We start from the raw sequence: 25,231 nt of genomic DNA on the forward strand, positions 1-25,231 counted from the left end.
GGTCCGGAAGGGCCCGGGACCGGCCCGGCGACGGGCAGGTAGCCTTGCCCCCGTGCCAGCACAGCCCGCCCTCTTCGAAGTCATCGCCGCGCTCGACGCCCTGTGGCCGCGCGACCGCGCCGAGCAGTGGGACGCCGTCGGCACCGTGTGCGGCGACGTCACCGACCCGGAAGCCCGCGTCGGCCGCGTCCTGTTCGCCGTCGACCCCGTCCAGGAGATCGCCGACGAGGCCGTCGCCGCAGGCGCCCAGCTCCTGGTCACCCACCACCCCCTCTATCTGCGCGGCACGACCACCGTCGCCGCCGACACCTTCAAGGGCCGCGTCGTCCACACCCTGATCCGCGCCGGGGTGGCCCTGCATGTCGCCCACACCAACGCCGACACCGCCGACCCGGGCGTCTCCGACGCGCTCGCCTCGGCGCTCGGACTGCGCGTGCTGCGCCCCCTCGTTCCCGACCCGAGCGACCCCGCGGGCCGCCGCGGACTGGGCCGGGTCTGCGCGCTCGACCGCCCGCTCGCCCTCGGCGACCTGGTCGAGCAGGCCGCCGCCTCGCTGCCGGTCACCGCGCAGGGCATCCGCGCCGCGGGCGACCCCGCCGCGACCGTGCGCACCCTGGCGGTGTGCGGCGGCTCGGGCGACAGCCTCTTCGACGCCGTACGCGCCGCGGGGGCCGACGCCTACCTCACCGCCGACCTGCGCCACCACCCCGCCTCCGAGGCCCGCGAACAGGCGCCGCTGGCCCTCCTGGACGCGGCACACTTCGCCACCGAGTGGCCCTGGTGCGAGCAGGCCGCCGCCCAGCTCGACGCGGTCGCCGCGCGCGAGGGCTGGGACCTGCGCACCCAGGTCTCGCGCACCGTCACCGATCCGTGGACCGCGCACGCCCCCTCGCTGCCCGCGGCCTCCCCGCTCGCCGCGCAGGACACGGCCCAGCAGACCGCACCGACCCACCACGACCTCACCCCGGGAGCCCCCAACTGAACGCCGCGCCCGCCGACCAGATCCGCCTGCTCGACGTCCAGGCACTCGACACCCGCCTCGCGCAGCTCGCGCACAGGCGCAAGACGCTGCCCGAGCACGAGGAGCTCCAGAAGCTGGAGGCCGACCACCTCCAGCTCCGCGACCTCCTCGTGGCCGCGCAGACCGAGGAGAGCGACACCGCGCGCGAGCAGACCAAGGCCGAGCAGGACGTCGACCAGGTCCGCCAGCGCGCCGCCCGTGACCAGCAGCGCCTCGACTCGGGCGCCGTCACCAACCCCAAGGACCTGGAGAACCTGCAGAGCGAGATCGCCTCGCTGGCCAAGCGCCAGGGCGACCTGGAGGACGTCGTCCTGGAGGTCATGGAGCGCCGCGAGTCCGCCGCCGGGCGCGCCGCCGAACTGGGCGAGCGGGTCGAGTCCGTGGCCGCCGCAGTCCAGGACACCACCGCGCGGCGGGACGCAGCCCTGAGCGAGATCGACTCCGAGCTGGACAGCGTCCGCAAGGAGCGCGAGACCGTCGCCGCCGCCGTCCCCGCCGACCTGATCAAGCTCTACGACAAGATCCGCGAGCGGGAGGGCGGCGTCGGCGCCGCCAAGCTCTTCCAGCGCCGCTGCGAGGGCTGCCGCCTGGAGTTGAACATCACCGAGCTCAACGACGTGCGCGAGGCCCCCGCCGACACGGTGGTGCGGTGCGAGAACTGCCGCCGGATCCTGGTGCGGACCCCGGAGTCCGGTCTGTGAGGGGAAGCACCTCCGACGGCGGGGCCGCACCGCCCCGCCGTACCTTCGTCGTCGAAGCCGACGGCGGCTCCCGGGGCAACCCCGGTCCGGCCGGTTACGGTGCCGTCGTCCGCGACGCCGCCACCGGTGAAACCCTGCGCGAGACCGCGGAGTTCCTCGGCCAGGCGACCAACAACGTCGCCGAGTACCGCGGTCTGCTGGCCGGGCTGCGTGCCGCCCGCGAACTGGACGCGCACGCCGCGGTGCTGGTGCGGATGGACTCCAAGCTCGTCGTCGAGCAGATGTCCGGCCGCTGGAAGATCAAGCACCCGGACATGCGGCCGCTCGCCATGGAGGCCTCGGCCGTCTTCCCGCCGGACGCCGTGACCTACGAGTGGATCCCCCGCGAGAAGAACAAGCACGCCGACCGGCTCGCCAACGAGGCCATGGACGCCGGCAAGCACGGCCGGCACTGGGAGCCGGCCGCCTCCACCGCGGAGCTGGACACCCGCGCGGGGCCGGGCTCCTCCGCGGGGCCGGACCACGGCTCGGAGCCGGGTGCCGGTTCCGAGCAGCGGGGCGCGGGCTCCGGGGCCGAGGCCGCTTGCGCAGGGCCCGCCGGTACCGAGCCGGGACCCACCGCGCCTGCTGTGCGGGCCGGTTGGGGGCCGGACCTGGGTCCCCCCACCACCCTCGTGCTGCTGCGGCACGGCGAGACGGTGCTCACCCCCGAGAAACGGTTCTCCGGCAGCGGCGGCTCCGACCCCGAACTCTCCGCCGTGGGGCGGCGACAGGCCGCGGCCGTCGCCGAGGCGCTCGCCGCGCGGGGCACCGTCCAGGCGGTGGTCGCCTCACCGCTGCGCCGCTGCCAGGAGACCGCCGCCGCCGTCGCCGGACGCCTCGGCATCGGCGTCCACACCGAAGAGGGCCTGCGCGAGACGGACTTCGGCGCCTGGGAGGGGCTCACCTTCGCCGAGGTCCGCGAGCGGTACCCGGACGACCTGGAGGCGTGGCTGGGGTCGGCCTCCGCCCGGCCCACCGGAGGGGGCGAGTCCTTCGAGGCCGTCGCCCGGCGCGTGGCCCGCTCCCGTGACGAGCTGCTGACCCGTTACGCGGGCCGCACCGTGCTGGTCGTCACCCATGTCACCCCCGTCAAGACGCTGGTCCGCCTCGCTCTCGGGGCGCCCCCGCAGTCCCTGTTCCGGATGGAGCTCGCCGCCGCCTCCCTCTCGGCCGTCGCCTACTGGGCCGACGGCAACGCCTCGCTCCGGCTCCTCAACGACACGGGGCACCTGCGCCGGTAGCGGCGGAGACGGTCAGCGGGCCGTCGCCGCAGCGGCCTCCGCGGCCAGGTCGCGGACCCGGTCCCAGTCCCTGGCCGCCAGCGCGGCCTTCGGCAGCATCCAGGTGCCGCCCACGCAGGCGACGTTGGGAAGGGCGAGGTAGTCGCCGGCGTTCTGTGCCGTGACGCCCCCCGTGGGGCAGAAACGGGCCCGCGGCAGGGGCGAGACGAGCGACTTCAGATAGGCGGTGCCGCCGGCCGCCTCGGCGGGGAAGAACTTCATCTGCGTCACCCCGCGCTCCAGCAGGGCCACGACCTCGGAGGCCGTCGAGACGCCCGGGAGGAACGGCACGCCGGAGGCGTGCATGGCCGACAGCAGGGTCTCCGTCCAGCCGGGGCTGACCAGGAAGCGGGCGCCCGCGCCGACCGCTGTGCGCACATCGTCCGGGGTCAGGACGGTACCGGCGCCGACCACGGCCTCGGGAACCGCGTCGGCGATCGCGCGGATCGCCGCGGGCGCCGCCGGGGTACGCAGCGTCACCTCGATCGCCGGCAGCCCGCCGGCCACCAGCGCCCGTGCGAGCGGTACGGCGTCCTCGGCGTCGTCGAGGACGACGACGGGAACGACCGGGGCGAGATCGAGGACGGAGGAGGCGGCGGGGCTGCTCATGCCCGTATGCTGCCCCGCCTGCGCACGCCACGCAACAGGCGTTGCGCGGTCTGCAACGCCGCCTCGGCTACAGCTCCGTCACCACCACATCCAGCGCCGTCGGTGCCGGCTTCCGCACGCCCTCCGCCCCCTGCGCCCCTTCCGCTCCTTCTACTGTGTACCCGAGATCGCGGAGCGTCCCGGCCAGCTCGGCCGGGGACCCCGGGTCGGCGCCCTCCTCCAGCAGCGCCCGCACCAGACGGCCCTTGGTCGCCTTGTTGAAGTGGCTGACGACGGACCGCTTCTCCACCCCGTCCACGACCTTCGACTGAAGGACCCGCACGGTCGCGGTACGCCGCGCCGCCTCGCCCTTGGGCTTCCACATCGCCGCGTACGCCGACGAGCGCAGGTCCAGCACCAGGCCCTCGCCCGCGGCCTGCGGCAGCACCGACTCCAGCGGGTCCCGCCAGTAGCGGCCCAGCGGGCCGACGCCGGGCAGCTTCACGCCGCCCGACAGCCGGTAGGAGGGGATGCGGTCGTCGATGCGCACGGCGCCCCACAGTGCGGAGAAGACCAGCAGCGAGTCCGCGGCGCGGCGCCCGGCGGCCGCACCGAGATGTGCCAGGTCGAGCGCGTCGTAGAGGACTCCGGTGTAGAGCTCGCCGGCGGGCCTGGTGGGCGCGGTGGGCAGCCGGGCGTTCTTGGCGACCTCGCCGCGCAGCCCCTCGCTGAGCCCCAGCACCTCGCGGGCCTTCTCCTCGTCGGCGCGGCAGAGCGCCACCAACTCCTCCAGCACCGTCTCCCTGGCCCGCGTCAGCTCGGGGAGGGAGAGCGAGGCCGGCTCCAGCGGGCGGCCCGACCCGCCCTCGGCCTTCCCCTCGGACGGCGGCAACAACACGAGCACGGCGCTTCTCCTCGCTCTGGGACACCCCCGGCCCGGAGGCCCGGGGAAGTCGACGACGGTGCGACCGCCAGCGTACGGAACCGTGCTGCTGCCCCCGCGCGGGGCTCACAGCGGGTACCCCCGGCCCGGAACATGAAGCCCCGCCCTCGGCGCACAGCGCGGCACGCCGGGGGCGGAGCACTCACAGCGCGTGCGGGAAGGAGAAGAGCCGGTCGGGATCGTGGAAGGCCTTGATCTTGGCGAGCCGCTCGGCGTTGCTGCCGTAGTAGGCGCGCCGCCAGTCGCGCAGCGCCGGGTCGGGGCAGTTCTGGTAGGCGGAGCCACCGGCCCACGGGCGCATCGCCGCGTGCGTGGCGTCCAGCCAGCCGCGGTGCCCCGCCACCGTCTCGGCGTCGGCGGTGTGCGGCCAGGAGACGGAGTACCGGGCCAGGAACCGCGCCTGGCGGTGCACGAAAGCGGTGGCGTCCGGCCGCGGCCGGTTCACGGCGCCGCCCAGCGCGTCCAGGGCGACCGTGCCCGCCCCGCCGTCCCGCAGCCGGGCCAATCGCTCGACGCGGCCCAGCAGCACCCCGATCCCGTCCACCGGCAGCGGACGCAGGTAGAAGTCGGAGCGGACGGCGTACGGTTCCCGAGGCACCCGCCCCCGCTTCGTACGGCCCGGCAGCGTCCCCCGCTGATGGGCCTGGGCCAGGGACCACCCGGAGACGCCGCCCAGCACCTTCACCGCGTCGAGGAAGGAGTGCCGCCGCAGCGACAGGTCGCAGAAAGGCTCCCCGATCCGGCCGGCCAGCCGGTCGAGGTGGTTCTCCACCTCGCGGCGCGCCCCCAGCGACAGTCCGCTCATCCGCACGCTGCCGGGGCGCCCACCCGCCGGGGCGCTCAGATGCAGTTGCGTCCCGATCTCCTCCGGGGCCACGGGCGCCCACCGCTGCCACGCGCGCACCACCCCGGCGGCCCGCTCCCACGGCCAGGAGAGGAAGAACGTCAGGCAGGCGGGCGCCACATGGGTGCGGAACTCCAGCGAGGTGACGACCCCGAACTGGCCGTTCCCGGCACCGCGCAGCGCCCAGAACAGGTCCGCGTCGCTGTCCTCGGTGACGTGGCGCTCCCGCCCGTCGGCCGTGACCAGCGTGGCACCGGTGAGGCTGTCGCAGGCCGGCCCGTAGGCGCGGGCCACAGCCCCGATGCCACCGCCCAGCGTCAGCCCGGAGACCCCCACCGTGGGCCAGGACGCCGTCGGCACGGTGCGTTTGTGCGCGGCCAACCGGGCGTGCACGTCGATGAGTTTCGCTCCCGCGCCCGCCGTGGCCCGGCGCCCCGCTGCGGTGACCTCCGCCATCTTCTGCACGTCGACGACCAGCCTGCCGGTCCCCGTGGACCAGCCCGCGGAGGAGTGCCCTCCGCTGCGGACGGCCACCGGTATCCGGTGCCGCCGCGCGAACGTCAGGCACTCGGCGACGTCCCCTGGCCCGGTGCAGTAGGCGACGGCCGCGGGGCGTACCGCGTCGAAGCGTGGGTCGGCCGACTTGCGGGCGGCGGCGAAGTCGCGGTCCCCGGGCCGCAGCAGCGTTCCCTCCAGCCCCTCCCCGAGCGCCGCCCACGCCCCCGTACCGACCTCCTGCGCCACGCGTGCCGCACTCGTGCTCGTCATCCCCGCACCCCCCATCCCGCCCGTCCCCGCCCGACGATCATGGCGGCCCCCGGGAGGGACGGGTGCGCCCGGGGGCGGGTTCCGCGCGGTGCCCGTCCGGGATGCGGGGAGTGGGCCACGATCGGGTGAGCGACGATCCGTTCCCCGGCGCCGGTATGTCCGGTCGCCGACAGTGGTGGCGACCAAGGAAAGGGCGTGACATGACAGCCATGGCACACGAGCCGCTTTCGCCGGAGGCGCTCTCGCTGGAGGGCTTCTTGGCCCTGGAGACGCCTGAGGGCTTCCGGGCCGAGTTCATCGAGGGGGAGATCGTCGTGACGCCACCGCCGGACGGGGATCACGCGGACTGCATCAACGTGCTCATGAAGCAGGTGGTGCGGAAAGCCGCAGTGGAGATGGACCTCTCGGGCAACAGGGGGCTCAAGCTGGTCCGAGGAGGCCGTTGCCCGAAGAACTACCTCATTCCGGACTGCACGTTGGCGCCCACTTCCGCGCGTCTCTTCCGAGGCGCTGACTCGTGGATGCCTGCGGAGGGAGTCGCCATGGTCACCGAGGTGACGTCGTCCCGGGCGGATCGCGACCGTGACATCAAGCGCCACTGCTACGCCCTCGCGCGGATTCCCCTCTGTCTCCTGGTCGACCGGGACCGCGGCTCGGTCAGCCTGTTCAGCGAGCCCGACCAGGACGAGTACCAGCAGGTGGTCACCATGCCGTTCGGCAAGGAGATCGCTTTGCCCGCGCCGTTCTCCATGACGCTGGAGACGACCGACTTCGCGTAACGGGAGGTGGGGGGTCACGAGGCGCAGCCAACCAGCGGGCGGGGGCGCTCGCCAGTCAATTGTGGTTACAGTCGGCGGCATGACTGATGTGACCGGGTTTTCCGCGCGTGGAGATGTAGGGCCGCCGATGACGGACGGCGGCGAGAAGGAGACGCTGACGACGTTCCTCGGGTACCTGCGGGAGGCGGTGATCGCCAAGGCCGCGGGGCTCACCGACGAGGTCGGCCTGGCGCCGGGTGTGCCGTCGGGCACCAGCCTGTTGGGGCTGGTGAAGCATCTGACACGGGTGGAGCACAACTGGTTCGTATGGGCCTACGCGGGCCGCGGCGGAGAGCTGCCGCTGGACGACGACGCGCCGCCCGAGGCCGGTGAGAGCGGCGAGGCACTGATCGCCGCCTACCAGGAGGCGATCCGGGCCTCCGACGAGACCATCGCGGCCTGCGACGACCTCGGCCGCGCCGGTGTGCGTTCGATGCGCAAGGGCGCAGCCGGGCCGACGATGCGCTGGGTCCTCGTCCACATGATCGAGGAGACCGGCCGGCACGCCGGTCACGCGGACATCCTCCGGGAGCAGACCGACGGGGCAACGGGCCGCTGAGCCCTCGCCCCAGGGCTTGGAACGAGCCGGTGCAGGCCCGGCCCGCGGGGAGCCAGGCCTGCCTCAGCACGCCGAGTGCAGGCCGGGCTCCGGTCTCTTCCCGCCAGGAGGAGAGACCGGAGCCGTGAGCGGAACGCGCCGCCGGCCCGGTGGCCGCCTCACGCGACGGGCGTGCCCTCCTGCGCCGGGAGCGTGTCCATGAACGAGCTGACGGAGAAGACCGCCCGGCCCGCACCCGCCGGGCCGTACCCGGGCGGGGACGACAGCCCGTGCCGCTGCATCGCGCTGCGGTAGGCGTCCAGCAGCCGGATGTGGTACTCCAGCGGCGCGCCCAGCGGGTTGGTCTTGCCCAGCGGCGTGGTCGGCTCCGGGCACCAGGTGGTGAACCGCGGGGTGATGCCGTGGGACATGAAGAAGTCCAGGCCCTCGGTGGTGGAGGCGACCGCCTCGTCCACCGTCCCGAAGCCGTAGGGCGCGGCCATCTCGACACCGGCGACGAAGTTGGGGATCACGTTGCGCGCCCCGAACACGTCCGCCGAGTCGAGGATGCGGCGGTGCCACTCCTCACGGCCCACGTACCGCTCCTTGCCGGGGCAGTAGAGCTCGAACAGCCGCTTGTCCCACACCTCGAAGTTGGGGTGGTAGATGCTGATGCCGTAGTCGTGGAAGCGCTGCACGTCCTCCTTGGGCAGCGCCTGGGCCACCACCTTGCCGGTCCAGCGGCCGGGGAATCGTTCCTCGATGGCCTTGGCGTACCGGCCGTAGAAGTCCGCCTCGTCCATGCCCTGCACCTTGGAGGTGATCGAGCCACCGGTGAGGGTGTAGGCGCGCGAGGCGCCGAGGTCGTCGTGCTCGGAGATGATCTGGAGCGCCTCCAGTACCTCCTCCACCGGCTTGACACCCGTGTACGGGCGCCCGGCGGCCTTGTGCTGGCGCCAGTTGTGGTTGATGTCGCAGTACTGGCACTCCTCCTTGGCGCCGAAGTACTGGCACACCCGGAAGACGGTCAGGTAGATCAGGTAGCCCCACTGGATGGTGGGGGCCACCTCCATCACGGACTTGCCGTTGGCGAGCGTGTGCCGGTAGTAGTCCGGCATCGGGGGCAGGCCGACGTCGGCGATCCGCTTCCCGTCCAGGTACAGCCCGAGCGCGCCGTCCTCGCCCGCCTGCACGCGGTAGGGGGCGTCGGGGTTCACCCGTACGGAGACGACGGTACGGCGCAGCTCGTACGGCCCCCCGGTGAGGACGATCTCCTCCGGCGGGCGGCGCAGCGCGGCCTCACCCAGCTCAGGGAGGGTCCGGTGGTCGAAGGAGAAGATGAAGTACGACTTCGGCTTGACCTCGCCGGTGGCCTCGTCGGTGGTGTCGCTGAGCGCCGAGTCGTCGAAGGCGATCCCGCCCCGCAGCAGGTCCTCCTTCAGCACGGCCTCCCGCGGGATGTGGGGGAAGCGCTCCATCAGGTCCTCGACCAGGGCGGTCCTGTTGCCATGCTCCTGCTCGTGCTGGGGTGGCCGGCCGGACGGCAGGCGGGACGGCATCGGCAGGGGAGTCGGCGTTGGCGGCATGGGTGATCTGGCTCCTCACTTCACGGCCCGGGGGCGTACTCGACGGTACTCCCGCGTCCGAATGAGCCGCACACCTGCCTCTTGGTTCGGTTTCGGCGGCATGCCGTCCCGGCCGCCCGACCGGCCTTCCCGGCTGCCTCATGTGGTCACTCCCACACCTCGGGGCCGCCGCCGCGCCATTCGATCAGGTTGCCGTCGTCCAGCTGGATGTCGGCGGGGTCGAGGCCGGCCCGGCGCAGGAACTCGATGACGTCCTCGGGCCGGTGGGCGTACCCGAGGCTTTCCGTGTGTGCGGTCACCTTCCGTCCCCCGGTGCCGGACGGAGGGTGCACGACGATGGGTGGGGTCATGTTCCCAGCGTGCGGCCATGGCCAAGGCCTCGCACCTCCTCGGTACGGGGGCCGCCGCCTCGTCCCGCCTGTGTGCCGTATATCGGGTGAAGTGCTGCTACATCCGGAATGTGCCCACGGCAACCGGGGCAGACCCGCACGTGTTCGTGTCCGTCCGCCCGCCCGTCCGCCCGTCCGCCCGTCCGCCCGTCCGCCCGTCCGCCCGTCCGCCCGTCCGTCCGTCCGTCCGCCCGTCCGCCCGGAAGGCGCCCCACATGTCCCAGCGCACCGCTTACGTCACCGTCGCACTTACCGCCGCCGCGCTGCTCGCGGCAGGCGGCACCGCCGCTGCCCACCCCGGGCACGAGGGCGCTCGCGACCAGGGCCATGGCACCTCGCCCTCGCAGCAGGTGCTGCGCCCGCACCAGGTGCGCCCCCAGCAGCACACGCAGCCGCAGCAGAACACCCGGCTCCTGCAGCACACGCAGCCCCAGGAGCAGCCGCCCCCGCAGCCCGAGCCGTACCAGCAGACACCGCACCAGCAGTTCCCGGGTCGGCAGACGCCCCAGACCTCGCAGACGCCTCAGCAGGCTCCAGGCTCCGGGCAGCAACGGCCCCAGGGCCAGCAGACTCAGCGCCCCGAGCAGCAGCCGCGCCCCCAGCAGGCGCGACCCGGGCAGGACGGGCGCCAGCATCAGGCGCGGCCGGAACAGCAGGCGCGGCCGGAGCAGAACGGGCGCCCGGAGGCGGGCCGTACGGACGAGAGTGGGCAGGGGCGGACGCACAGCGACGGCATGCGGGACAACAAGCGCCCGATCAGCGGGCCGACCGGTCTGCTCAATCCGCAGTCCATGGGGCGCATGCTCGCCATGTGACACCGAGCTGCCCGGTGCGCGGCCACCTGAGCCCGCCGGAGGCAGCCACCACGGACGAAGGGCGCGGCCTACGTGGGAGCCGCGCCCTTCCCGTGCGTCAGGGCGCGGTCTGCGGGGGGTGTGAGAGGGAACCGGTCCGGGGAAGCCGTCCGCCCTCCCGGGCTGCGTGGTGAGGGCAAATCCGGTTGGCCGCCCCGGCTGTGCATCCTAGAGTGCCCCTCATGTCTGCCTGTTGTTGCGCATGCGCCTGCGCGGCCTGCGCCTGCGCCGCGTGTGCCGCCATGACGCGGCCCCGCCGCCCCTAGCGGCGGCCGTCTCCTTCGCGGGAAGTTCCGCCGCTTCAGCGCGTCAGCGCCGGGCGGCCCCTCGTGCTGCCCGGCTCCCATCGAAGCCGCGGAGTACCCGTGCCCAGGCACAGCAGCACTCGTTCCACGACCTCACACACCACCTTCCACGGCGGCCGTCACGAACTCGGCCAGAACTTCCTCACCGATCCGGCGACGGTCCGCCGCATCGTCTCTCTCGTCGCCCGTACCAGCGGACCCGTCGTCGAGATCGGCGGCGGTGACGGCGCGCTGACGCTGCCGCTGGAGCGGCTCGGCCGGCCGCTGACCGTTGTGGAGGTGGACGGCCGCACGGCCGACCGGCTCCGGCGGCGCACGGCCGGCTCGACGACCGTGCGGCAGGCCGACTTCCTGCGCTGGAAAGCCCCTCGCACCCCGCACGTCCTCGTCGGCAACCTGCCCTTCCACCACACCACCGCGATGCTCCGCCACATCCTGCACGGCTCCGGCTGGACCGACGCGGTGCTGCTCGTCCAGTGGGAGGTCGCCCGGCGCCGCGCCGGGGTGGGCGGGGCGACGATGATGACGGCCCAGTGGTGGCCCTGGTACGCGTTCGAGCTGGTGGCGCGCGTACCGGCAGGCGCCTTCCGGCCCCGGCCCGGGGTCGACGGAGGACTGCTGACGGTCGCCCGACGCAGCGAGCCGCTGCTGGCCGCGACCACGCGTCGGCGGTACCAGGGGTTCGTGCACAGCGTGTTCACCGGCCGGGGCCGTGGGCTCGCCGAGATCCTCCCGCTCGCGACGCGCGCCCTGTCCCGGCGCCGGGTACGGGCCTGGCTGGATGGGCACGGTCTGCGCCCAGGGACGCTGCCCAAGGCGCTGACCGCACCCCAGTGGGCGGAGCTCTTCCGGCTGGCCGAGGGGGACGGCGGGGCCGACGGAGGTGGCTCAGGCGGGGCGGCCGGATAGGGCAGGCGGCGGAGTCGGGGGGCGTTGTCAGTGCCCGGTGCGAGACTCGTGGTCTCCGTATCCATCATGCTGGCTGCGTGTGGACGGAAAAGGCCCCGCCGCGCCCGACTTCGCGGCGCGGCGGGGCCGCTCGACGAGGAGGTGAGGCGCATGGGGGAGAGCGAGCAGGGCGCAGGAAGCCGGAAGTTCCGGTTCGTGACGGCCCTTCAGCGGCACGTCGTCAATCCGCTGACCACCCGGCTTCCCGGGCAGATCCTGTTGGAGACCACGGGCCGCGTCTCGGGCCGCCCGCGCCGCACCCCGGTCGGCGGGCGCCGCCTCGACGGGCGGTTCTGGCTGGTGGCCGAGCACGGGCGCCGCGCGCAGTACGTCCGCAACATCGAGGCGGACCCGCGCGTGCGCGTCCGCCTGCGGGGCCGCTGGCACACGGGGACGGCCCACCCCCTTCCGGACGACGACGCCCGCGCCCGCCTCGCCTCGCTGCCGCGCCTCAACAGCGCCGTGGTCCGCGCGGCGGGCACGGAGCTGCTGACCGTCCGGGTGGACCTCGACGGAAACGAGTGACGGCTGCGCGCCCGTCGCCGTCACCGGCGCCCGGCCCCGGAACCGGCGACCGGAACCGGTATCGGTACCGGTATCGGTATCGGTATTGCAACGAGGCGGGAGCGAAGGCAAAGGGATGGCACGGGAGCGGAAGGGGGCGCGTTGCGCCGGGCGGTGATCTTCGACATGGACGGCACGCTCTGCGACGTGCGCGGCATCCGTCCGCTTCTCGACGGCCCCGGCGGCTTCCACGCCTTCCACTCGGCGTCCGTCGACTGCCCGCCGCACCCCCGGGTGGCGGCCGCAGCGCGCGAGGCTCACGCGGCGGGCCTCGCCGTCCTCGTCGTGACGGCCCGCACGGTGCGCTACCGCGCGCACACCGCGATGTGGCTCGCCCTCCACGACATTCCCTCCGACGCGATGTGGATGCGCGCCCTGCACGACGGCCGCCCCGACTACGAGGTCAAACGCGGCATCCTCGCGCGCGTGAGAGAGCGTTACGAGCCCGTCCGCGCCTGGGACGACAACCCGCACGTGGTGGCCCTGTGGCGGGAGGAGGGCATACCGACGACGGTCGTCGCAGGCTGGGAGGAGGACCGGCCACCGCGTCGCCGCCCGCAGCGCCACCGGAGAAGCCCGGCCGGGGAACGGTCGCCCGGGTCGCAGCCGAACGGCGCGTGAACGAGGCCGGATGCGCGACGGATGGCGGAAGCTCCCGCACGGTGACGCCCGTGAGCATGGCCCGCAGGGAATCCGCGCCCGGGGCGCCCGCCCGCCACTTCCGCAGGCAGAACACGCGGTGGGACATCCGCCACGGCGGGCGGCCGTCGACACCGCCGCTAGTGCCGTATCGAGCAACGTTTGCCCTGTAACCGGCTGGGGTGTCATGTGCTGCTGAGTGGTGCGCTCTCCTCAGCGTCGAGTTGGTGGTCCGCCCAGACGTAGCTTTCGGGAAGCAGGTCGGTGACGGGCACCGTTCGAAGGCCGTCGTTTGTCCCGACGATGACCTTGAGGGCTGGGAAGTAGTCAAGAAGGACCTGGCGGCAGCGGCCACATGGGGGCACGACACCTCGGTCGCGGTCACCCACGGCGACGATGGTGCCCAAGTCATAGGCACCCTGGGCGGCAGCAGCGCCGATGAGCACCAGCTCCGCGCAGGGGCCTCCGGTGAAGTGATAGGCGTTAACCGCGGTGACGATCCGGCCGTCTCGGGCGCGGGCCGCAGCCGCCATGGTGTGGTTGTCGCCCCGGCAGCGTGTGGCCGCGACGTGTGCCGCTGCCCGGATCAGTTCGTGGTCGACACGGTCGGTCTGTGTGGTCATCTTCTCTGCCTTTATGCGGTGTCAGGCGACCGGCGCGGGCGTACCGCCCCCACCCCGGGACTTCACCGACCGCGACGCCGTCGTCAAGAAGCTCAAGCGCGAGGCGACGCGACCGGCGAAGGGGCGCTCGCGGGCGGCGCTGCTGTGGGGACCGCCAGGCATCGGCTGCACCGTGACGGCGCTCCAGTTCGCGGCCGGGAACGCGGGCCTGTACCCGGACGGTCAGTTCTACATCGACCTGCGGGACGTGGCCCCGGACCAGGCGGTGGAGCCCGTCGTCGTCCTCCGGCGCGTGCTGCGCGAGATGGGGGTGGCTCCCGACGACATGCCGGCCACCGAGACCGGCTGCCGGGACCGCTACCGCCGTCTGACGAACGGGCGCCGGGCTCTGGTGCTGGTCGATCACGCGACCTCGGCCGCGCAGGTGCGGCACCTCGTCCCCAACACGCCGGAACTCTTCCTGCTGGTCGTCGCCTCCGGTGCGCCCTTCGCCCTGGACGCACAGCGTATCGAGGTGCCGCCGCTCAAGAACCGGGACGCGAAGGAGCTGCTTGCACGAGCGGCGGGAGCGGAGCGCGTGGCGCGGGCCCGGACCGCGCTGCCGGGGCTTCTGGAGCGCTGCGCGGGCAACGGGTTCGCGCTGCGGGCCGCGGCGGACGGGCTGCTCGCCGCCCGCACCCCGCTCCCCGGTCCCTCGGCCGGTCCGCCCCCGGGGAACCCGGCGGGATCCCGAGCCGCCGACCCGGTGCGCGACACGGTACGCGCGCTCTGCGCCGAGGTGCCGCCGGAGACGGTGCGGCTCTGCCGCCTGCTCGCGCTCGGAGGCTGGCCCGTGGTGACCGCGCAACTCGCCGGCTGGGCCGCGCAGACGCCACCGCAGGAGGCGTCCCGGATGCTCGCCGAAGCAGCCGACGCGCATCTGATCCAGCGCCTGGACGACGGGAACCACCGTCTGCGCCCCGAGGTGTGCCGCTACTTCGCCGACACGGCGGGCCCGGAGCTCGGCGTCCCCGCCTGCTCGGCCGCCGTCTCCCGCATGCTGACCGGTCTGCTGCACCAGGCGGAGCACGCCGCGCACGCGGCGCTCCCGCAGAGCTGGCGCGTCCCGGACGCTCCCGAGAGCGGCGAACCGTACGCGGGTGAGGCCGAGGGGCTGGCGGCGCTGGTGGCCGGGCGCACGAACCTGCTGCGGGCGGTCTCGGTGGCCGAGGAGTACCACCACCTCGACACCTGCCTGCGGCTGGCCCGGGCACTGTGGCCCCTCGTGCTCAAGGCCGGGTACTGGGCCGAGGCGCTGCCCGCGCTGCGGATCGCCGCCCACTGCGCGGACGAGCGGCGGCCGGGGTCGCGGGCGTCTGCCGGTCTGCACTTCCAGCTCGCCCACTGCCTGGGCCAACTGCAGCGCTTCGAGGAGGCGGAAGCGGAGGCCCGGGCCGCCGCGGCGCACGAACGGCAGGCCGGGCACCTCCTCGGTGAGGCCTCCGGCATCGAGTACCTCGGTCTGCTGAACCTGTACCAGGTGAAGGGCGAGCAGGCCGCGGAGCAGTTCGAGGCGGCGGGGCAGCTCTACCGGCGCCTCGTCACGGAACAGGGTGAGGACCGGCACCTACGCCGTGCCCTCGCTCTCCTGGAGCGTCACACCGGGCGCGCCCTGTGGGTGCAGGGAGAACTGGACGGCTCACGGGCCCGGTTGGAGGCCGCGCGTGCCCACTTCGAGGGGGAGGGCGAGGACTACAACCTGGCCCGTACGCTCACCGACCTCGCGGAGACGGCGCACACCGCGGGGGACGACACGGAGGCGCTGAGGCACCTCGCGGCGGCCGAGGGTCTGCTTCCCCCCGAGGCGGAACCGCACCTGCGGTACCTCACGGACCTGCGGCGGCGCTGCCTGCCGGGCCAGTAACCGGCTCCACGGCCACCGGGTGGCTCCGGCCGGCGACGCGCACCCGGAGCGTCGTGCCCCCCGGCGGCAGCAGGCCGCCGCCCACCAGCCAGGCGTGCAGCGCGGAGGCGTAGGCCGCGGGGTCGGCGTCCGCCCCCTGCTTGGCGGCGAGCCCAAGCAGGCCGTGCCGCCGGGCCGAGACGGTGCAGGTGTGCGGTCCCGTGACGTAGGCGGCGAGCGCGCACTGCGGATACCGCTCCAGCACCTCCGCCGCCCAGGCCGCCGGGCCGCCCAGTCGCGGGTCGTCCCGGTGCCCTTCCCGCACGATCACGTCCGCCACCGCCAGATCAGCCGGGTCACGGGTCTCCTCGTGCACGGCGAGGTGCGTGTCGCCGCCCGCCCCGTACGGGTGCGCGGCGGAGCGTTCGATCCGCACCCGGCGTCCCGCGACCCGGGTCCGCACGTGCAACGGCGCCGTGCGGCGGGGCGGCTCGTACGGCGGGAGGGCCAGGGGCTCCAGCAGTGCGGGAGCGGTGGGCTCGGGCAGCCCCAGGAGCTGGTAGAAGCCGCGGCGCAGCAGCGTCGCCGACTCGCCGGGGGCGGAGCTGGTGAACTCGGCGGGCCCGGCGAGGGGGCGGTGTTCCGACAGCGCCCGTTCCAGTTGTTCGCGCAGCCCGGCATGCGGATCGAGACGCGGCGCGGTCCGGACGAAGTCGGCGAGCGGGGCCTCGGGGTCCAGCCGCTCCTGGCCGGCCGCGGCGAGGACGACGGGGACGCCCAGGGCCGCGGAGTAGTAGGAGACCGCTCCGAAGTCCCCGACCACGAGGTCGGCGGCCAGGAGTGCCTGCCGCCACGCGTGCAGGGGGTCGACCAGCGTCAGCCCGCCGCGCCGGGCCCGGTCCAGCCACGCCCGCACCTGGCCGGGACCGTGGCCGTACCAGATGTTGGGGTGCAGTACGGCGGCCACCCGGTAGTCGTCCGCCGGAAGTTCCGAGGCCAGCCGGGGCAGCAGACTGGGCAGCAGGTCCTCGGCGCCGCCGCTGCCGAAGAACCCCTCCGGGTTCCAGGTGGAGTTCAGTACGACGAGCCGCTGGCCGTCCCGTACCCCCAGCGCCCGCCGGAACCGCTGCCGGTACCGGCGTCCCGCCAGCATCCGGTCGTAGCAGGGGTCGCCCGCGAGCACCGCGGTCTCCGCGGCTTCCGGGCACGCACGTCGCAGCCGGGAGAGCTGCTCGGGGTGGGACAGCACGAGAGCGTCCACATACGGCTTGCCGTCCGCCAACAACCACTCGGGCGCCAGCCCGAAGGTGGGCTCCCGGCTCCCGGCTCCCGGCTCCCGGCTCCCGGCTCCCGGCTCCCGGCTCCCGGCTCCCGGCTCCCGGCTCCCGGCTCCCGGCTCCCGGCTCCCGGCTCCCGGCTCCCGGCTCCCGGCTGTAGCCAGCTTCTTAGTATATCCGACACCGTGGGACAAAACAGCCAATTCGCCTGTCAGGCGGTGCAGTTCGCCGCCGAAGCTGGCGGAGAGTGCGAGGTCGACGGGGGTCGCGAGGGCCTGTTCCCACGGGAGGACGGGAAGGCCCAGTTCGGCGAAGAGCTCCCGGACCCCGCCCTGGAAGGCGGAGGACTCCGTGCAGGTGACCAGCAACTGGACGCGGAAGTCGTCGTGGAAGAGCGGCAGTACGTCCAGCAGGCGGCCGGCCGAGGTGACGTTGTGGACCACGAGCAGTACCCGGCGGGACGCCGTCCGGCTGGTCCACCGCTCGGCGTCCGGCCCCACGGGCACCCGCACGGCCGGAGAATCCGCTGTTCCCACGCGCCCTCCCACCGGCTGCGACGACTCCGGAGTCCCTCCGGTCACCCTAGCCGGGGCTTCGCAGGCACTCGCGGGCGCCCGGTCACCGCGCAGCGGTCGAAGGCCGAGGTCGACCAGAACCGGCCGAGCGCCGTGGGCGCCAGGCGCCGGACGGGCGCGAGGCATCCGTGGTGGCCGATCCCGTGGCCGGGCAGCAGGCCCCGCCGGGTCCCGCCAACGGGCGTGGGGCTGGTGCTCGGTGATCGGTCGGAACCGGCCCGGCATGGAGTCGACCGGGGTGAAGGAGGCGGACAGGAGTGGCCGGTTGACCGGTGCCCTGACCGAGAAGCTCGGCGCGCAGCGCGCCGCCGCCCTGGTGTCGCCGGGCGCCGACGACGGCCGGGCGCAGGCGCTCGGCCCCATGGCGGCGCGCGTGCACGAGGCGTGGGCGGCCGCGGTCACCGACGGCCTCGGTGCGGTCGCTGTCGCCGGTGCGGGCGCCGGCGTGATCGCGCTGGTCTCGGCGCTGCTCGTCCGCGAGGTGCCCCTCGACCCTCCGCCGTCGCCCGCGCCGGCCAAGGCGCCGTCCGGCAGCGCGTAACCCCTCGTCGGTCCCGAGGGCGCCGGGCCGCGCGTGCGGTCGCTGTCGGTATCAGCCGCTCGGCACCGGGGTTCCGGTGCTCGTGGGAGTTGCTGTCCGGCCCGCACCGTGCCCCGCACACCACCGGTAGCCTGACGCGTGATGCCGAAAGGCCGCCAACCTTGTTCCGGGCCCTCGGAGCCGCAGGACGTGCCCAGCGGTGCCGGGTGGCTGCCGCACGGCTACTCGCTGGATTCCCACACCCACGTGGCGGGTCAGCTCGTCTACGCGGCAGCCGGAGCGCTGGCCACCACCACGGAGCGCGGCACCTGGGTGGCCCCGGCCAACCGCGTGACCTGGACACCGCCCGGCTTCGCCCACTCGCACCGCTTCTACGGCCGTACCGACGCGCGCCTGCTGACGATTCCGGTGGCACTGTGCGGCGAACTCAGCGAAGCGCCCAGCGTGTTCGCGGTCAGCCCGCTGCTGCGCGAGGCCGTACTGGTCCTGACCGGTGACCGGCCCGAGAGGCGCCCCGGCGCCCACCGGCGGCTGCTTGCCGTCGTCCTCGACGAGCTGTCCGACACTCCAGAACAGTCCCTCCACCTGCCCGAGCCCGAGGACGACCGGCTGCGCGCCGTCACCGGCCTCCTGCACGCCGACCCCGCCCGGCCCGCGACCCTGGCGGACCTCGGACGCGCTGCCGGGGCCAGCGAGCGCGCCCTGAGCCGCCTGTTCCACACCGAGCTCGGCATGAGCTTCCACCGGTGGCGCACCATCTTGCGTGTCCACCACGCGCTGGCCCATCTGACGTCCGGCATGTCGGTCACCGATACGGCGATGGCCTGCGGCTGGTCGAACCCGTCCAGCTTCATCGACGCCTTCAAGGACGTCATCGGCCAGACCCCGGGCAGCTACCAGGCCGACCTGCGCACGAGCCCGTAGCGCCGTAGCGTCTCGCCGAGGCCCGCGCCGGGCACGCCATGTTGGCGGGTTTCCGGTACACCCGGTCCATTCACCGGTTGGTGACGGCTGAGTGGGGTTCCACAGTGGTGCCAGTCCGTCGTGCCATCCGCACGACACCGCGGACCACGCACTGGCACTGCTGCCCACTTGCTGCAAGGAGCCCGGAGACCATGACCGACACCGGCACGGACACGACCGTGGTGATCGTAGGAGGCGGAGTCGCCGGACTCACGCTGGGCAATTTCCTCCTGCGGAAGGGAATCGGGTGCGCCGTCCTCGAAAAGCACAGCCGCGCTCACGTGGAACAGCGGCAGCGGGCAGGAGCTCTCGACGCCGACGGCGTGCGCGTGCTGAACGAGTGGGGGCTGGGCGAGGCGGTGGAGGGCCGCAGCCACGGCGACTCCGCCTCGGGGATGCCGCTGCTGGTGGACGGCGAGGAGCGGCAGTGGAGGAGCGGCGGTGCCGACGAGGACGACGACGCCGACGGGGTGTTCTGCCCCCAGCAGACCCTTGTGCGCAACCTGATCAGGGTCTTCCTGCGCGACGGCGGTGACCTGCGCTTCGGGGCGCGGGACGTAGCGCTGCACGACATCGACACCGAACAGCCGCTGGTGCGCTACCGGGACGCCGACGGCTCGACGCGGACGGTCAGGTGCGACTTCGTCGCAGGGGCTGACGGCTACCGTGGCATCAGCAGGACAGCCGTCCCCGAGGACGTCCTCACCTGCTTCACCCACGAGTTCGGCTACGCCTGGCTGACCGTGATGGCGGAAGCCCCGGCGGACCCCCCGGCCGTGCTGGCCGTGCACGCGCGCGGTTTCGCCGCACGCATCACGCGCGGCCCGCACGCCAGTCGTCTCTACCTGCAGTGCGCGCTCACCGACACCGTCGAGCAGTGGCCTGACGGGCGCGTCTGGAACGAGTTGGGGGAACGCTTCGGTGAACCCGTGGAGCCCCGGGGCCCGATCACGAGCAAGCAGGTCGTGCCGCTGCGCGGAGTGGTCTTCAGCCCCATGAACTTCGGCCGGCTCCACCTTCTCGGGGACGCGGCCCACCTCATCTCTCCGATGAGCGCACAAGGCATGAGTCTCGCCCTCCACGACGCCGAGGCGCTCGCCCGCGCGGTCGTCCAGCACGTCGAGAGGAACGACTCCTCCCTGCTCGACGGCTACTCCGACACCTGCCTGAACCACACATGGGAGCGCCAGGCCTCCGCAGTCTGGATGACCCAGACCATGCACGACTCGGGTGACCCCGGCTACGAGGGAGAGTTCCGCAAGCAGATCGCCCGGAAGAACCTGGAGACCATGTTGGAGCCGCTGGCGGCGCCTCACCCGGCCTCGTGAGCCGGCAGAGCACTGGATGTCGCACACGGACGGCGATGCCCGCACGCAACGCACTCGTTCAGGAACGGTCTTCTGGTTGCGGCTGGGGCTGGGGCTGGGGCTGCGGGGCGGTGTCGCTGACACGCACGAGGATGCCGATCAGCGCCCAGTTGGCGATGACGGAGGAGCCGCCCGAGGCCACGAACGGCAGGGTCATCCCGGTCAGCGGGATGAGGTTCATGACGCCTCCCGCGACGACGAAGACCTGGAGCGCGAAGGCCCCCGCCAGGCCGACGGCCAGCAGCTTCCCGAAGGGGTCGCGCGCGGCCAACGCCGCGCGCAGCCCCCGCTCGACGACGAGGCCGTAGAGCAGCAGCAGCGCCATCGTCCCGGCCAGGCCCAACTCCTCGGCGAAGGTGGCGAGGATGAAGTCGGAGTTGGCCGCGAAACCGATGAGGTCGGAGTGCCCTTGGCCGAGGCCGGTGCCCTGCACCCCTCCGGAGCCGAACGCCCACAGCGCCTGCATCGACTGCTCGGAGTGGCCGACGACTCCCTGCTTGCTGAGGGCGTACTCGTGCAGGGGGTCGAGCCACGCCTGGACGCGCTGCTGGACATGCGGTTCGAAGGACGCCACCCCCGCGGCACCGGCACCCGACATCAGCAGCCCCACCACGACCCAGCCGGTGCGCTCGGTGGCCGCGTACAGCATCAGCACGAACATCCCGAAGAAGAGCAGCGAGGTACCCAGGTCCGTCTCCAGGACCAGGACGAGGATCGACATGGCCCAGACGGCGACGATCGGGCCGAGATCACGCCCGCGCGGCAGGGACATGCCCATCCAACGGCGTCCGGCCAGGGCCAGGGCGTCCCTCTTCACCATGAGATATCCCGCGAAGAAGACGGCGATGGCGATCTTGGCGAACTCACCGGGCTGCATCCGCACACCGGCGACGGAGATCCAGATCTTCGCGCCGAACATGTTCAGTCCGAGCCCTGGAACCAGTGGCAGCAGCAGGAGGATCAGCGCACCGAACATGGAGATGTAGGTGTAGCGCTGGAGCGTGCGGTGGTCCTTGAGCAGTAGCAGCACGAGGGCGAAGAAGCCCACCCCTACGGCCGAATACAGCAACTGGTTCCCTGCGGCGGCCGCGAAGTGACTGTTCTCGCGGAGGCGTTCGGACTGGTCCAACCGCCAGATGACCACGAGGCCCAGGCCGTTGAGCAACGTCGTGAGCGGCAGCAGCAGCGGGTCGGCGTGAGGCGCCCATCTCCGGGTGACCAGGTGGCCGGCGCCGGCCAGCACGGCCAGCCCCGTGCCGTGGACCAGAAGACTGGCGGGCAACCGGCCGTCGAGGGCCATGCCCACGTTGGCGTAGGCGAACAGCGTGACGACCACCGCGAACCCCAGCACGGCCAGCTCCGCGGAGCGGCGTCTCGATGTGCCGGTGGAGGCGTGCGGTTCCGGGTGGCCGGATGTGTGGCTCATGGTGTGACGAGTCCCCGTTGTTCTGCACCCGCACAGTGGCCGGCCGACCGGACTCCCCGTGACAGGGGATCTCTCGCGCAGGGTCGGGGCGGGGCACGGTCGGGCGCGTGTGAAAGCTGACGTCGGGGCCCGGTACCGCCCCGACGCTGTCCCAGGCGAAGATGCCCGCCGAGATCATCGCGGTTCCCCTTGCGGGCCCTCCGTCGTCCTCGACCGACGGCATACGGTGGCAGATCCGGGCCGGGGACGCCGTGGCGGACCCGCCGACCGCGCGGCTTGGCTCAGGGGTTGATGGCGTGTTCGGTGAAATGGCCGCAGGAACGGAAGCCCAGGCGCTGGTAGACGGGCTCGCCGCCGGCGGAGGCCTGCAGGACCGCCGTGCGGTGGCCTCGGTCGCGGGCCGTGTGGAGTGCGGCGAGCGTGATGGCACCGCCGTAGCCACGTCGGCGGTGGGCGGCCAAGGTGCAGATGTTGTAGATCCCGGCAACCCCCGCGTGCTGGAACACTTCGGCCGAGCAGACGGGACGGCCGTCCGTGTAGCCGACCAGGTAACGGGCCGGGGAGTGCGCGGCCAGTGCCTGCGGGGCGGCCCGGGTGAAGAAGCGGCGGACGGTGTCGGCGGGCGGGGACCAGTTCGCAGCGAGCACCGCGGCGTAGTCGGCGAGGTGTTCGGGCCGACTCACCGTCCGGATGTCCAGCCCCGGGGCGGCAGGCGGCGGCAGGGAGCCGTCCAGTTCGGCCCACATGGCCGTCTCGCGCTCGGCGGCAGGCAGACCTGCCGCCGTCAGACGGGAGGCCAGGTCCGGCGGAGTCGAGGACGGGCCCACCCACCAGGAGAAGTGACGGCCGGTGCGAGCCGTCGTCCGAGCGGTCTCGGCGATGCGGTCCGCAGCGGTGGCGGCGGTGAAGCGGGCGGCGGCGACGATGTTGAAGGTGTCGTCGTCCAGGCCGCTGTCGGCGACCAGGAGGTCACCGGTCTCCGTGACGGTCGCACCGGTCAGGGTCCGATGCAGGTGGCAGGCGTGTTCCGCCACATTCTGTTCCATCCGGTCCGTCAAGCCGGCTTCGTCGCGCGGAGGATCAACCATGGCGCACGATCCCATCACAACGAGGTTCTCCGCGTCTTCGGCCGGTGCCGGGTCCGGATGAGGAGTGCCGCCTGCCGGCCCGCACGCCGTGAACGGGGAACGGAGCGCGGCGGGCGGCTGCTCCGTCGTCGACCGGACGGACCAGCGCCCGTGAACCTGGACGTCCGCAGCATCGTTGCTCGCGCCGAACTCCCGGCGCGGGGCGGGCAGTCCTGCCTAGTCGGCGGTCGCCGGCGCCGTGTGCGGCGGGCCCGGGGGGACGAGCCCCCCGAGCAGCGCCGTGAGCGTGAACTCGAAACGCTCATGCTTCTCGCCGGAGGTCAGCTCCTGGATGTGGGCGACCGTGTTCGGGAAGACGTCGCCGGGCAACATCCGGTACCGCTCGACGAGGTCGTCCCGGTCCAGGACACGCTGGTCGGCGCCGCTGCCGGGGCGGTACCGCAACGAGACCTCGAAACAGTAGGCCGACACGTAGAGGAAAGCGGCATCGATCGCCCACGCGGCGGACTGCGGTGGCACGCCCGCGGCCAGCAGGATCGTCAGCATGCCCTCGCTGAGCCGCAGCGCGTCCAGGCTGTCCGGGGCGGTGGCCAGTGCGGCGCGTGACACCCCGGGGTAGCGCAGGTACTCGTCGCGCAGTGCCCGGCAGATCCCGAGCATCTGTTCCCGCCACCGCGCGGGGTCCGGCTCCGGCACCGGCACCCTGGCGCACAGCTCGCTGATCAGCAGCCCGTCCAGTTCGGCCTTGTTGCGCACGTGCGCGTACAGCGACGCCGGTCCCGTCTGCAACGCGGCGGCGACCCGGCGCATCGTCAGGGCCTCGAATCCCTCGGTCTCGATGAGCCCGAAGGCCGCGTCCACGATCCGCCCCACGGTGAGGGGTGCCTTCCCGGACCGCCCGGTCCTGCCCTGCTCGCCCCAGGCGGCGATCTTGGCGGCCCACTGGTCACGCCTCTCGGTGCGCTCCGGAGCATCTTCGTTGGCCATGGCGACAGCATAACTTGACACGAACAACGTTCCCCAATAGAACGATGTTCGTAAGTGGAACACTGTTCGCCCCGTTCCGTGGGTGGACGAAGCCCCTCTTCCCCTCCGAGAGGAGACCCCATGACCTGCCCACGCGTCGCCCGGAGGCGCCCGGCGTCCGGCCCCGCCGGACCGTTCCGCTCCCTGCGCGAGGCGTGGGTGGCCCTGGCGGGCCTCTCGGCGGTCTTCCTGTTCGAGATGATGAGCAACACCGTCCTCAACGTCGCCCTGCCCACGATCGGCCGCGAGCTGGCGGCGCCGACGGTGGCCCTGCAGTGGGTGACGAACGGCTACTCCGTCGTGTTCGGCGGGCTGATGCTGGTGTTCGGCGTGGTCGCCGACCGGCTCGGGCGGCGCCGGGTCATGCTCACCGGGCTGCTCCTGCTCGGAGCCGCGAGCCTGGCGTCGGCGGCCGTCACCGGTACGGGTCAGCTGATCACCGTCCGTGCGGTGATGGGGCTCGCGGCGGCGATGACCACGCCGGGGACCATGGCCATGGCCTTCCGGCTGTTCGAGGAGGAGGGCCTGCGCGTACGGGCGATCACCCTGATCTCCACCGTCGGCATGGTCGGCCTGGCGATCGGCCCGACCGTGGGCGGCTTCGTGCTCTCCTTCGCCCCGTGGCAGGTCCTGCTGCTGGCGAACGTACCGATCGTGGCGCTCGCGCTCGTCGGCATCCGGATCGGTGTCCCGGTCGACGCCGCCACCGACCTGCACCGCGCGCCCGCGGACCTGCCCGGCGGGATACTGGGCACCGCGACGGTGGTGCTCGCTCTCGTCGCGCCCACCCTGTTCGTGGAGTCGGGCGCGGCGGCGTGGCCACCGTGGGCCGCCGTCGCGGGGGTTGTCGTGGCGGCGACCTTGTTCGCCGTACGTGAGCGGTCGACCCCGCACCCGCTGCTCGACCTCGCGCTCGTCGCCCGGCCCCAGGTCTCCGGCGGCCTCGCCTACAAGGCGGCGTCCGGGCTGGCGAACGCGGGGCTCGCCTACCTGGTGACGCTGCAGCTGCAACTGGACTGGGGCTGGCCGCCCGCACTCGCGTCCGTCGGCATGCTGCCCCAGGTCGTCGTCCTGATCGCGGGCGGCCCGTTCGTCCACCGGTTCGTCTCGCGGGTCGGCATCGACCGTGCCGCCCGGATCAGCACCGGTGCGGTCGTGGCCGGGCTGGCGGTCTACACCTTGTGCGGCAACCTCGGCTACCCGTGGGTGGCGGTCGCGCTGGTGTTCGTGGCCGCCGGGATGCGGGTCGTCGGTGCCGCCGCCGGAGTCGGCGTCCTCAACGGCCTGCCCCGCAACCGCACCTCCACCGGCGCGGCGCTGCTCGACACCGCCGCCGAGGTCACCGCCGCCGTCGGGGTGGCCGTGGTCGGCACCGTGCTCGCCGCCCTGTTCGCCGGTGACGTGGCCTCGGGGCACTGGAGCGCGGAGCAGACCGGTCGGTTCCGGGAGGCGGCCACCGTCTCCGGGACGGTGCTCACCCTCGTGTCCGCAGCCCTGGTCGGCTGGGCGATACGCCGTACCCGTCCCGGTGCCGGTGCCGACGAGCAGCAGCCGGATGCCGAGCCCACCGACGCCCCGGCGACCCGGACCTGACCCGGGCCGGACACCGCGCTCCCGCCCTTGCCGGACGCACGG

General features: G+C 73.4%; 24 protein-coding genes. 14 read left to right on the forward strand and 10 right to left on the reverse strand.

Features of this window, described 5'->3' with window-relative positions; all coding sequences use genetic code 11:
* Window positions 1-52: 52 nt before the first annotated feature.
* Genes H297_RS0130710 through H297_RS39300 form a run of 3 tightly spaced genes read left to right on the forward strand, consistent with a single transcriptional unit; the run spans window position 53 to window position 3,005 of the window.
* Entirely contained in the window at window positions 53-982 is a 930-nt protein-coding gene (locus tag H297_RS0130710) for a Nif3-like dinuclear metal center hexameric protein (protein ID WP_027740184.1), read from the forward strand.
* The gene (locus H297_RS43860; protein WP_027740185.1) at window positions 979-1,722 is read left to right on the forward strand and encodes a CT398-like coiled coil hairpin domain-containing protein; all 744 of its coding nucleotides are present in this window, start codon (window positions 979-981) and stop codon (window positions 1,720-1,722) included. The genes H297_RS0130710 and H297_RS43860 overlap by 4 nt, the downstream gene beginning before the upstream one ends.
* The gene (locus tag H297_RS39300; RefSeq protein WP_051352304.1) at window positions 1,719-3,005 is read left to right on the forward strand and encodes a bifunctional RNase H/acid phosphatase; all 1,287 of its coding nucleotides are present in this window, start codon (window positions 1,719-1,721) and stop codon (window positions 3,003-3,005) included. Before H297_RS43860 ends, H297_RS39300 begins: the two co-directional genes overlap by 4 nt.
* A 12-nt stretch (window positions 3,006-3,017) precedes the next feature.
* Here the strand turns inward: H297_RS39300 and eda are convergent, their stop codons facing one another.
* From eda to H297_RS39305, 3 genes are all read right to left on the reverse strand, one after another.
* Window positions 3,018-3,653, reverse strand: a complete 636-nt coding sequence (gene eda / locus H297_RS0130725) for a bifunctional 4-hydroxy-2-oxoglutarate aldolase/2-dehydro-3-deoxy-phosphogluconate aldolase (RefSeq protein WP_027740186.1) — start codon at window positions 3,651-3,653, stop codon at window positions 3,018-3,020.
* A gap of 67 nt (window positions 3,654-3,720) precedes the next feature.
* On the reverse strand, window positions 3,721-4,536 hold the full coding sequence (gene yaaA / locus H297_RS0130730; RefSeq protein WP_027740187.1) for a peroxide stress protein YaaA: 816 nt from the start codon (window positions 4,534-4,536) through the stop codon (window positions 3,721-3,723).
* Window positions 4,537-4,717: 181 nt separating this feature from the next.
* A complete protein-coding gene (locus tag H297_RS39305) occupies window positions 4,718-6,187 on the reverse strand; it encodes an FAD-binding oxidoreductase (protein ID WP_037795734.1) in 1,470 nt (489 codons plus the stop codon).
* Window positions 6,188-6,396: 209 nt separating this feature from the next.
* Between H297_RS39305 and H297_RS0130740 the strand changes: the two genes are divergently transcribed.
* Window positions 6,397-6,966, forward strand: a complete 570-nt coding sequence (locus H297_RS0130740; RefSeq protein ID WP_027740188.1) for a Uma2 family endonuclease — start codon at window positions 6,397-6,399, stop codon at window positions 6,964-6,966.
* A 79-nt stretch (window positions 6,967-7,045) separates the two neighbouring features.
* Window positions 7,046-7,564 carry a DinB family protein gene (locus H297_RS0130745; protein ID WP_027740189.1) on the forward strand — a complete coding sequence of 173 codons (519 nt, stop codon included), beginning with the start codon at window positions 7,046-7,048 and terminating at the stop codon, window positions 7,562-7,564.
* A 158-nt stretch (window positions 7,565-7,722) separates the two neighbouring features.
* On the opposite strand, the gene H297_RS0130750 is transcribed toward H297_RS0130745, so the two are convergent.
* Together H297_RS0130750 and H297_RS0130755 are read right to left on the reverse strand one after the other, a co-directional pair.
* Window positions 7,723-9,102: a radical SAM protein gene (locus H297_RS0130750; RefSeq protein ID WP_027740190.1), complete on the reverse strand. Its 1,380-nt coding sequence runs from the start codon at window positions 9,100-9,102 to the stop codon at window positions 7,723-7,725.
* 173 nt (window positions 9,103-9,275) lie between these two features.
* On the reverse strand, window positions 9,276-9,479 hold the full coding sequence (locus H297_RS0130755) for a hypothetical protein (protein WP_027740191.1): 204 nt from the start codon (window positions 9,477-9,479) through the stop codon (window positions 9,276-9,278).
* 254 nt (window positions 9,480-9,733) lie between these two features.
* On the opposite strand from H297_RS0130755, the gene H297_RS40605 reads away from it, so the two are divergent.
* The 4 genes from H297_RS40605 to H297_RS39320 all read left to right on the forward strand — a co-directional run bounded on the left by H297_RS40605 (window position 9,734) and on the right by H297_RS39320 (window position 12,810).
* Complete coding sequence (locus H297_RS40605; protein ID WP_027740192.1) at window positions 9,734-10,333, forward strand: hypothetical protein; 600 nt, start codon at window positions 9,734-9,736, stop codon at window positions 10,331-10,333.
* Between the two features lie 404 nt (window positions 10,334-10,737).
* Window positions 10,738-11,586: a 23S ribosomal RNA methyltransferase Erm gene (gene erm / locus H297_RS39315; protein ID WP_051352305.1), complete on the forward strand. Its 849-nt coding sequence runs from the start codon at window positions 10,738-10,740 to the stop codon at window positions 11,584-11,586.
* 150 nt (window positions 11,587-11,736) lie between these two features.
* A complete protein-coding gene (locus tag H297_RS0130770; protein WP_027740193.1) occupies window positions 11,737-12,150 on the forward strand; it encodes a nitroreductase/quinone reductase family protein in 414 nt (137 codons plus the stop codon).
* A gap of 141 nt (window positions 12,151-12,291) precedes the next feature.
* Window positions 12,292-12,810, forward strand: coding sequence for a phosphatase domain-containing protein (locus tag H297_RS39320; RefSeq protein ID WP_199787284.1), 519 nt, complete (start codon window positions 12,292-12,294; stop codon window positions 12,808-12,810).
* Window positions 12,811-13,013: 203 nt separating this feature from the next.
* On the opposite strand, the gene H297_RS0130780 is transcribed toward H297_RS39320, so the two are convergent.
* Window positions 13,014-13,451: a cytidine deaminase gene (locus H297_RS0130780; protein WP_027740194.1), complete on the reverse strand. Its 438-nt coding sequence runs from the start codon at window positions 13,449-13,451 to the stop codon at window positions 13,014-13,016.
* Window positions 13,452-13,464: 13 nt separating this feature from the next.
* Here H297_RS0130780 and H297_RS39325 point away from each other — a divergent pair, with 13 nt between their 5' ends.
* A complete protein-coding gene (locus H297_RS39325) occupies window positions 13,465-15,354 on the forward strand; it encodes a hypothetical protein (protein ID WP_051352306.1) in 1,890 nt (629 codons plus the stop codon).
* Here the strand turns inward: H297_RS39325 and H297_RS39330 are convergent.
* Entirely contained in the window at window positions 15,317-17,146 is a 1,830-nt protein-coding gene (locus H297_RS39330; protein ID WP_037795735.1) for a hypothetical protein, read from the reverse strand. The two genes, H297_RS39325 and H297_RS39330, sit on opposite strands and share 38 nt — an antisense overlap.
* A gap of 262 nt (window positions 17,147-17,408) precedes the next feature.
* On the opposite strand from H297_RS39330, the gene H297_RS43035 reads away from it, so the two are divergent.
* The 3 genes from H297_RS43035 (at window position 17,409) to H297_RS0130805 (ending at window position 20,017) form a co-directional block, all read left to right on the forward strand.
* Window positions 17,409-17,726: a hypothetical protein gene (locus H297_RS43035; RefSeq protein WP_158693775.1), complete on the forward strand. Its 318-nt coding sequence runs from the start codon at window positions 17,409-17,411 to the stop codon at window positions 17,724-17,726.
* A gap of 141 nt (window positions 17,727-17,867) precedes the next feature.
* Window positions 17,868-18,650, forward strand: a complete 783-nt coding sequence (locus tag H297_RS0130800; protein ID WP_027740196.1) for a helix-turn-helix domain-containing protein — start codon at window positions 17,868-17,870, stop codon at window positions 18,648-18,650.
* A 191-nt stretch (window positions 18,651-18,841) separates the two neighbouring features.
* Window positions 18,842-20,017 carry a 4-hydroxybenzoate 3-monooxygenase gene (locus H297_RS0130805; protein WP_027740197.1) on the forward strand — a complete coding sequence of 392 codons (1,176 nt, stop codon included), beginning with the start codon at window positions 18,842-18,844 and terminating at the stop codon, window positions 20,015-20,017.
* 58 nt (window positions 20,018-20,075) lie between these two features.
* Here H297_RS0130805 and H297_RS0130810 read toward each other — a convergent pair whose 3' ends face one another.
* The 3 genes from H297_RS0130810 to H297_RS0130820 form a co-directional block, all read right to left on the reverse strand.
* Window positions 20,076-21,482: an FtsW/RodA/SpoVE family cell cycle protein gene (locus H297_RS0130810; RefSeq protein WP_027740198.1), complete on the reverse strand. Its 1,407-nt coding sequence runs from the start codon at window positions 21,480-21,482 to the stop codon at window positions 20,076-20,078.
* Window positions 21,483-21,763: 281 nt separating this feature from the next.
* Window positions 21,764-22,528, reverse strand: coding sequence for a GNAT family N-acetyltransferase (locus tag H297_RS0130815; protein WP_027740199.1), 765 nt, complete (start codon window positions 22,526-22,528; stop codon window positions 21,764-21,766).
* Between the two features lie 258 nt (window positions 22,529-22,786).
* Complete coding sequence (locus H297_RS0130820) at window positions 22,787-23,557, reverse strand: TetR/AcrR family transcriptional regulator C-terminal domain-containing protein (protein ID WP_027740200.1); 771 nt, start codon at window positions 23,555-23,557, stop codon at window positions 22,787-22,789.
* 120 nt (window positions 23,558-23,677) lie between these two features.
* Between H297_RS0130820 and H297_RS39335 the strand changes: the two genes are divergently transcribed.
* Window positions 23,678-25,189: an MFS transporter gene (locus tag H297_RS39335; RefSeq protein ID WP_051352307.1), complete on the forward strand. Its 1,512-nt coding sequence runs from the start codon at window positions 23,678-23,680 to the stop codon at window positions 25,187-25,189.
* Window positions 25,190-25,231: the final 42 nt, after the last annotated feature.

Source organism: Streptomyces sp. CNT360, assembly GCF_000424785.1.

Excerpts from the sequence above, each read along its gene's own strand:
- eda (WP_027740186.1), bottom strand. The coding sequence starts at position 3,653 with ATGAGCAGCCCCGCCGCCTCCTCCGTCCTCGATCTCGCCCCGGTCGTT.
- H297_RS39305 (WP_037795734.1), bottom strand. The coding sequence starts at position 6,187 with ATGACGAGCACGAGTGCGGCACGCGTGGCGCAGGAGGTCGGTACGGGG.
- H297_RS0130740 (WP_027740188.1), top strand. The coding sequence starts at position 6,397 with ATGGCACACGAGCCGCTTTCGCCGGAGGCGCTCTCGCTGGAGGGCTTC.
- H297_RS0130745 (WP_027740189.1), top strand. The coding sequence starts at position 7,046 with ATGACTGATGTGACCGGGTTTTCCGCGCGTGGAGATGTAGGGCCGCCG.
- H297_RS0130750 (WP_027740190.1), bottom strand. The coding sequence starts at position 9,102 with ATGCCGTCCCGCCTGCCGTCCGGCCGGCCACCCCAGCACGAGCAGGAG.
- H297_RS0130755 (WP_027740191.1), bottom strand. The coding sequence starts at position 9,479 with ATGACCCCACCCATCGTCGTGCACCCTCCGTCCGGCACCGGGGGACGG.
- H297_RS40605 (WP_027740192.1), top strand. The coding sequence starts at position 9,734 with ATGTCCCAGCGCACCGCTTACGTCACCGTCGCACTTACCGCCGCCGCG.
- H297_RS0130770 (WP_027740193.1), top strand. The coding sequence starts at position 11,737 with ATGGGGGAGAGCGAGCAGGGCGCAGGAAGCCGGAAGTTCCGGTTCGTG.
- H297_RS0130780 (WP_027740194.1), bottom strand. The coding sequence starts at position 13,451 with ATGACCACACAGACCGACCGTGTCGACCACGAACTGATCCGGGCAGCG.
- H297_RS39325 (WP_051352306.1), top strand. The coding sequence starts at position 13,465 with ATGCGGTGTCAGGCGACCGGCGCGGGCGTACCGCCCCCACCCCGGGAC.
- H297_RS43035 (WP_158693775.1), top strand. The coding sequence starts at position 17,409 with ATGGAGTCGACCGGGGTGAAGGAGGCGGACAGGAGTGGCCGGTTGACC.
- H297_RS0130800 (WP_027740196.1), top strand. The coding sequence starts at position 17,868 with ATGCCGAAAGGCCGCCAACCTTGTTCCGGGCCCTCGGAGCCGCAGGAC.
- H297_RS0130805 (WP_027740197.1), top strand. The coding sequence starts at position 18,842 with ATGACCGACACCGGCACGGACACGACCGTGGTGATCGTAGGAGGCGGA.
- H297_RS0130810 (WP_027740198.1), bottom strand. The coding sequence starts at position 21,482 with ATGAGCCACACATCCGGCCACCCGGAACCGCACGCCTCCACCGGCACA.
- H297_RS0130815 (WP_027740199.1), bottom strand. The coding sequence starts at position 22,528 with ATGGAACAGAATGTGGCGGAACACGCCTGCCACCTGCATCGGACCCTG.
- H297_RS0130820 (WP_027740200.1), bottom strand. The coding sequence starts at position 23,557 with ATGGCCAACGAAGATGCTCCGGAGCGCACCGAGAGGCGTGACCAGTGG.
- H297_RS39335 (WP_051352307.1), top strand. The coding sequence starts at position 23,678 with ATGACCTGCCCACGCGTCGCCCGGAGGCGCCCGGCGTCCGGCCCCGCC.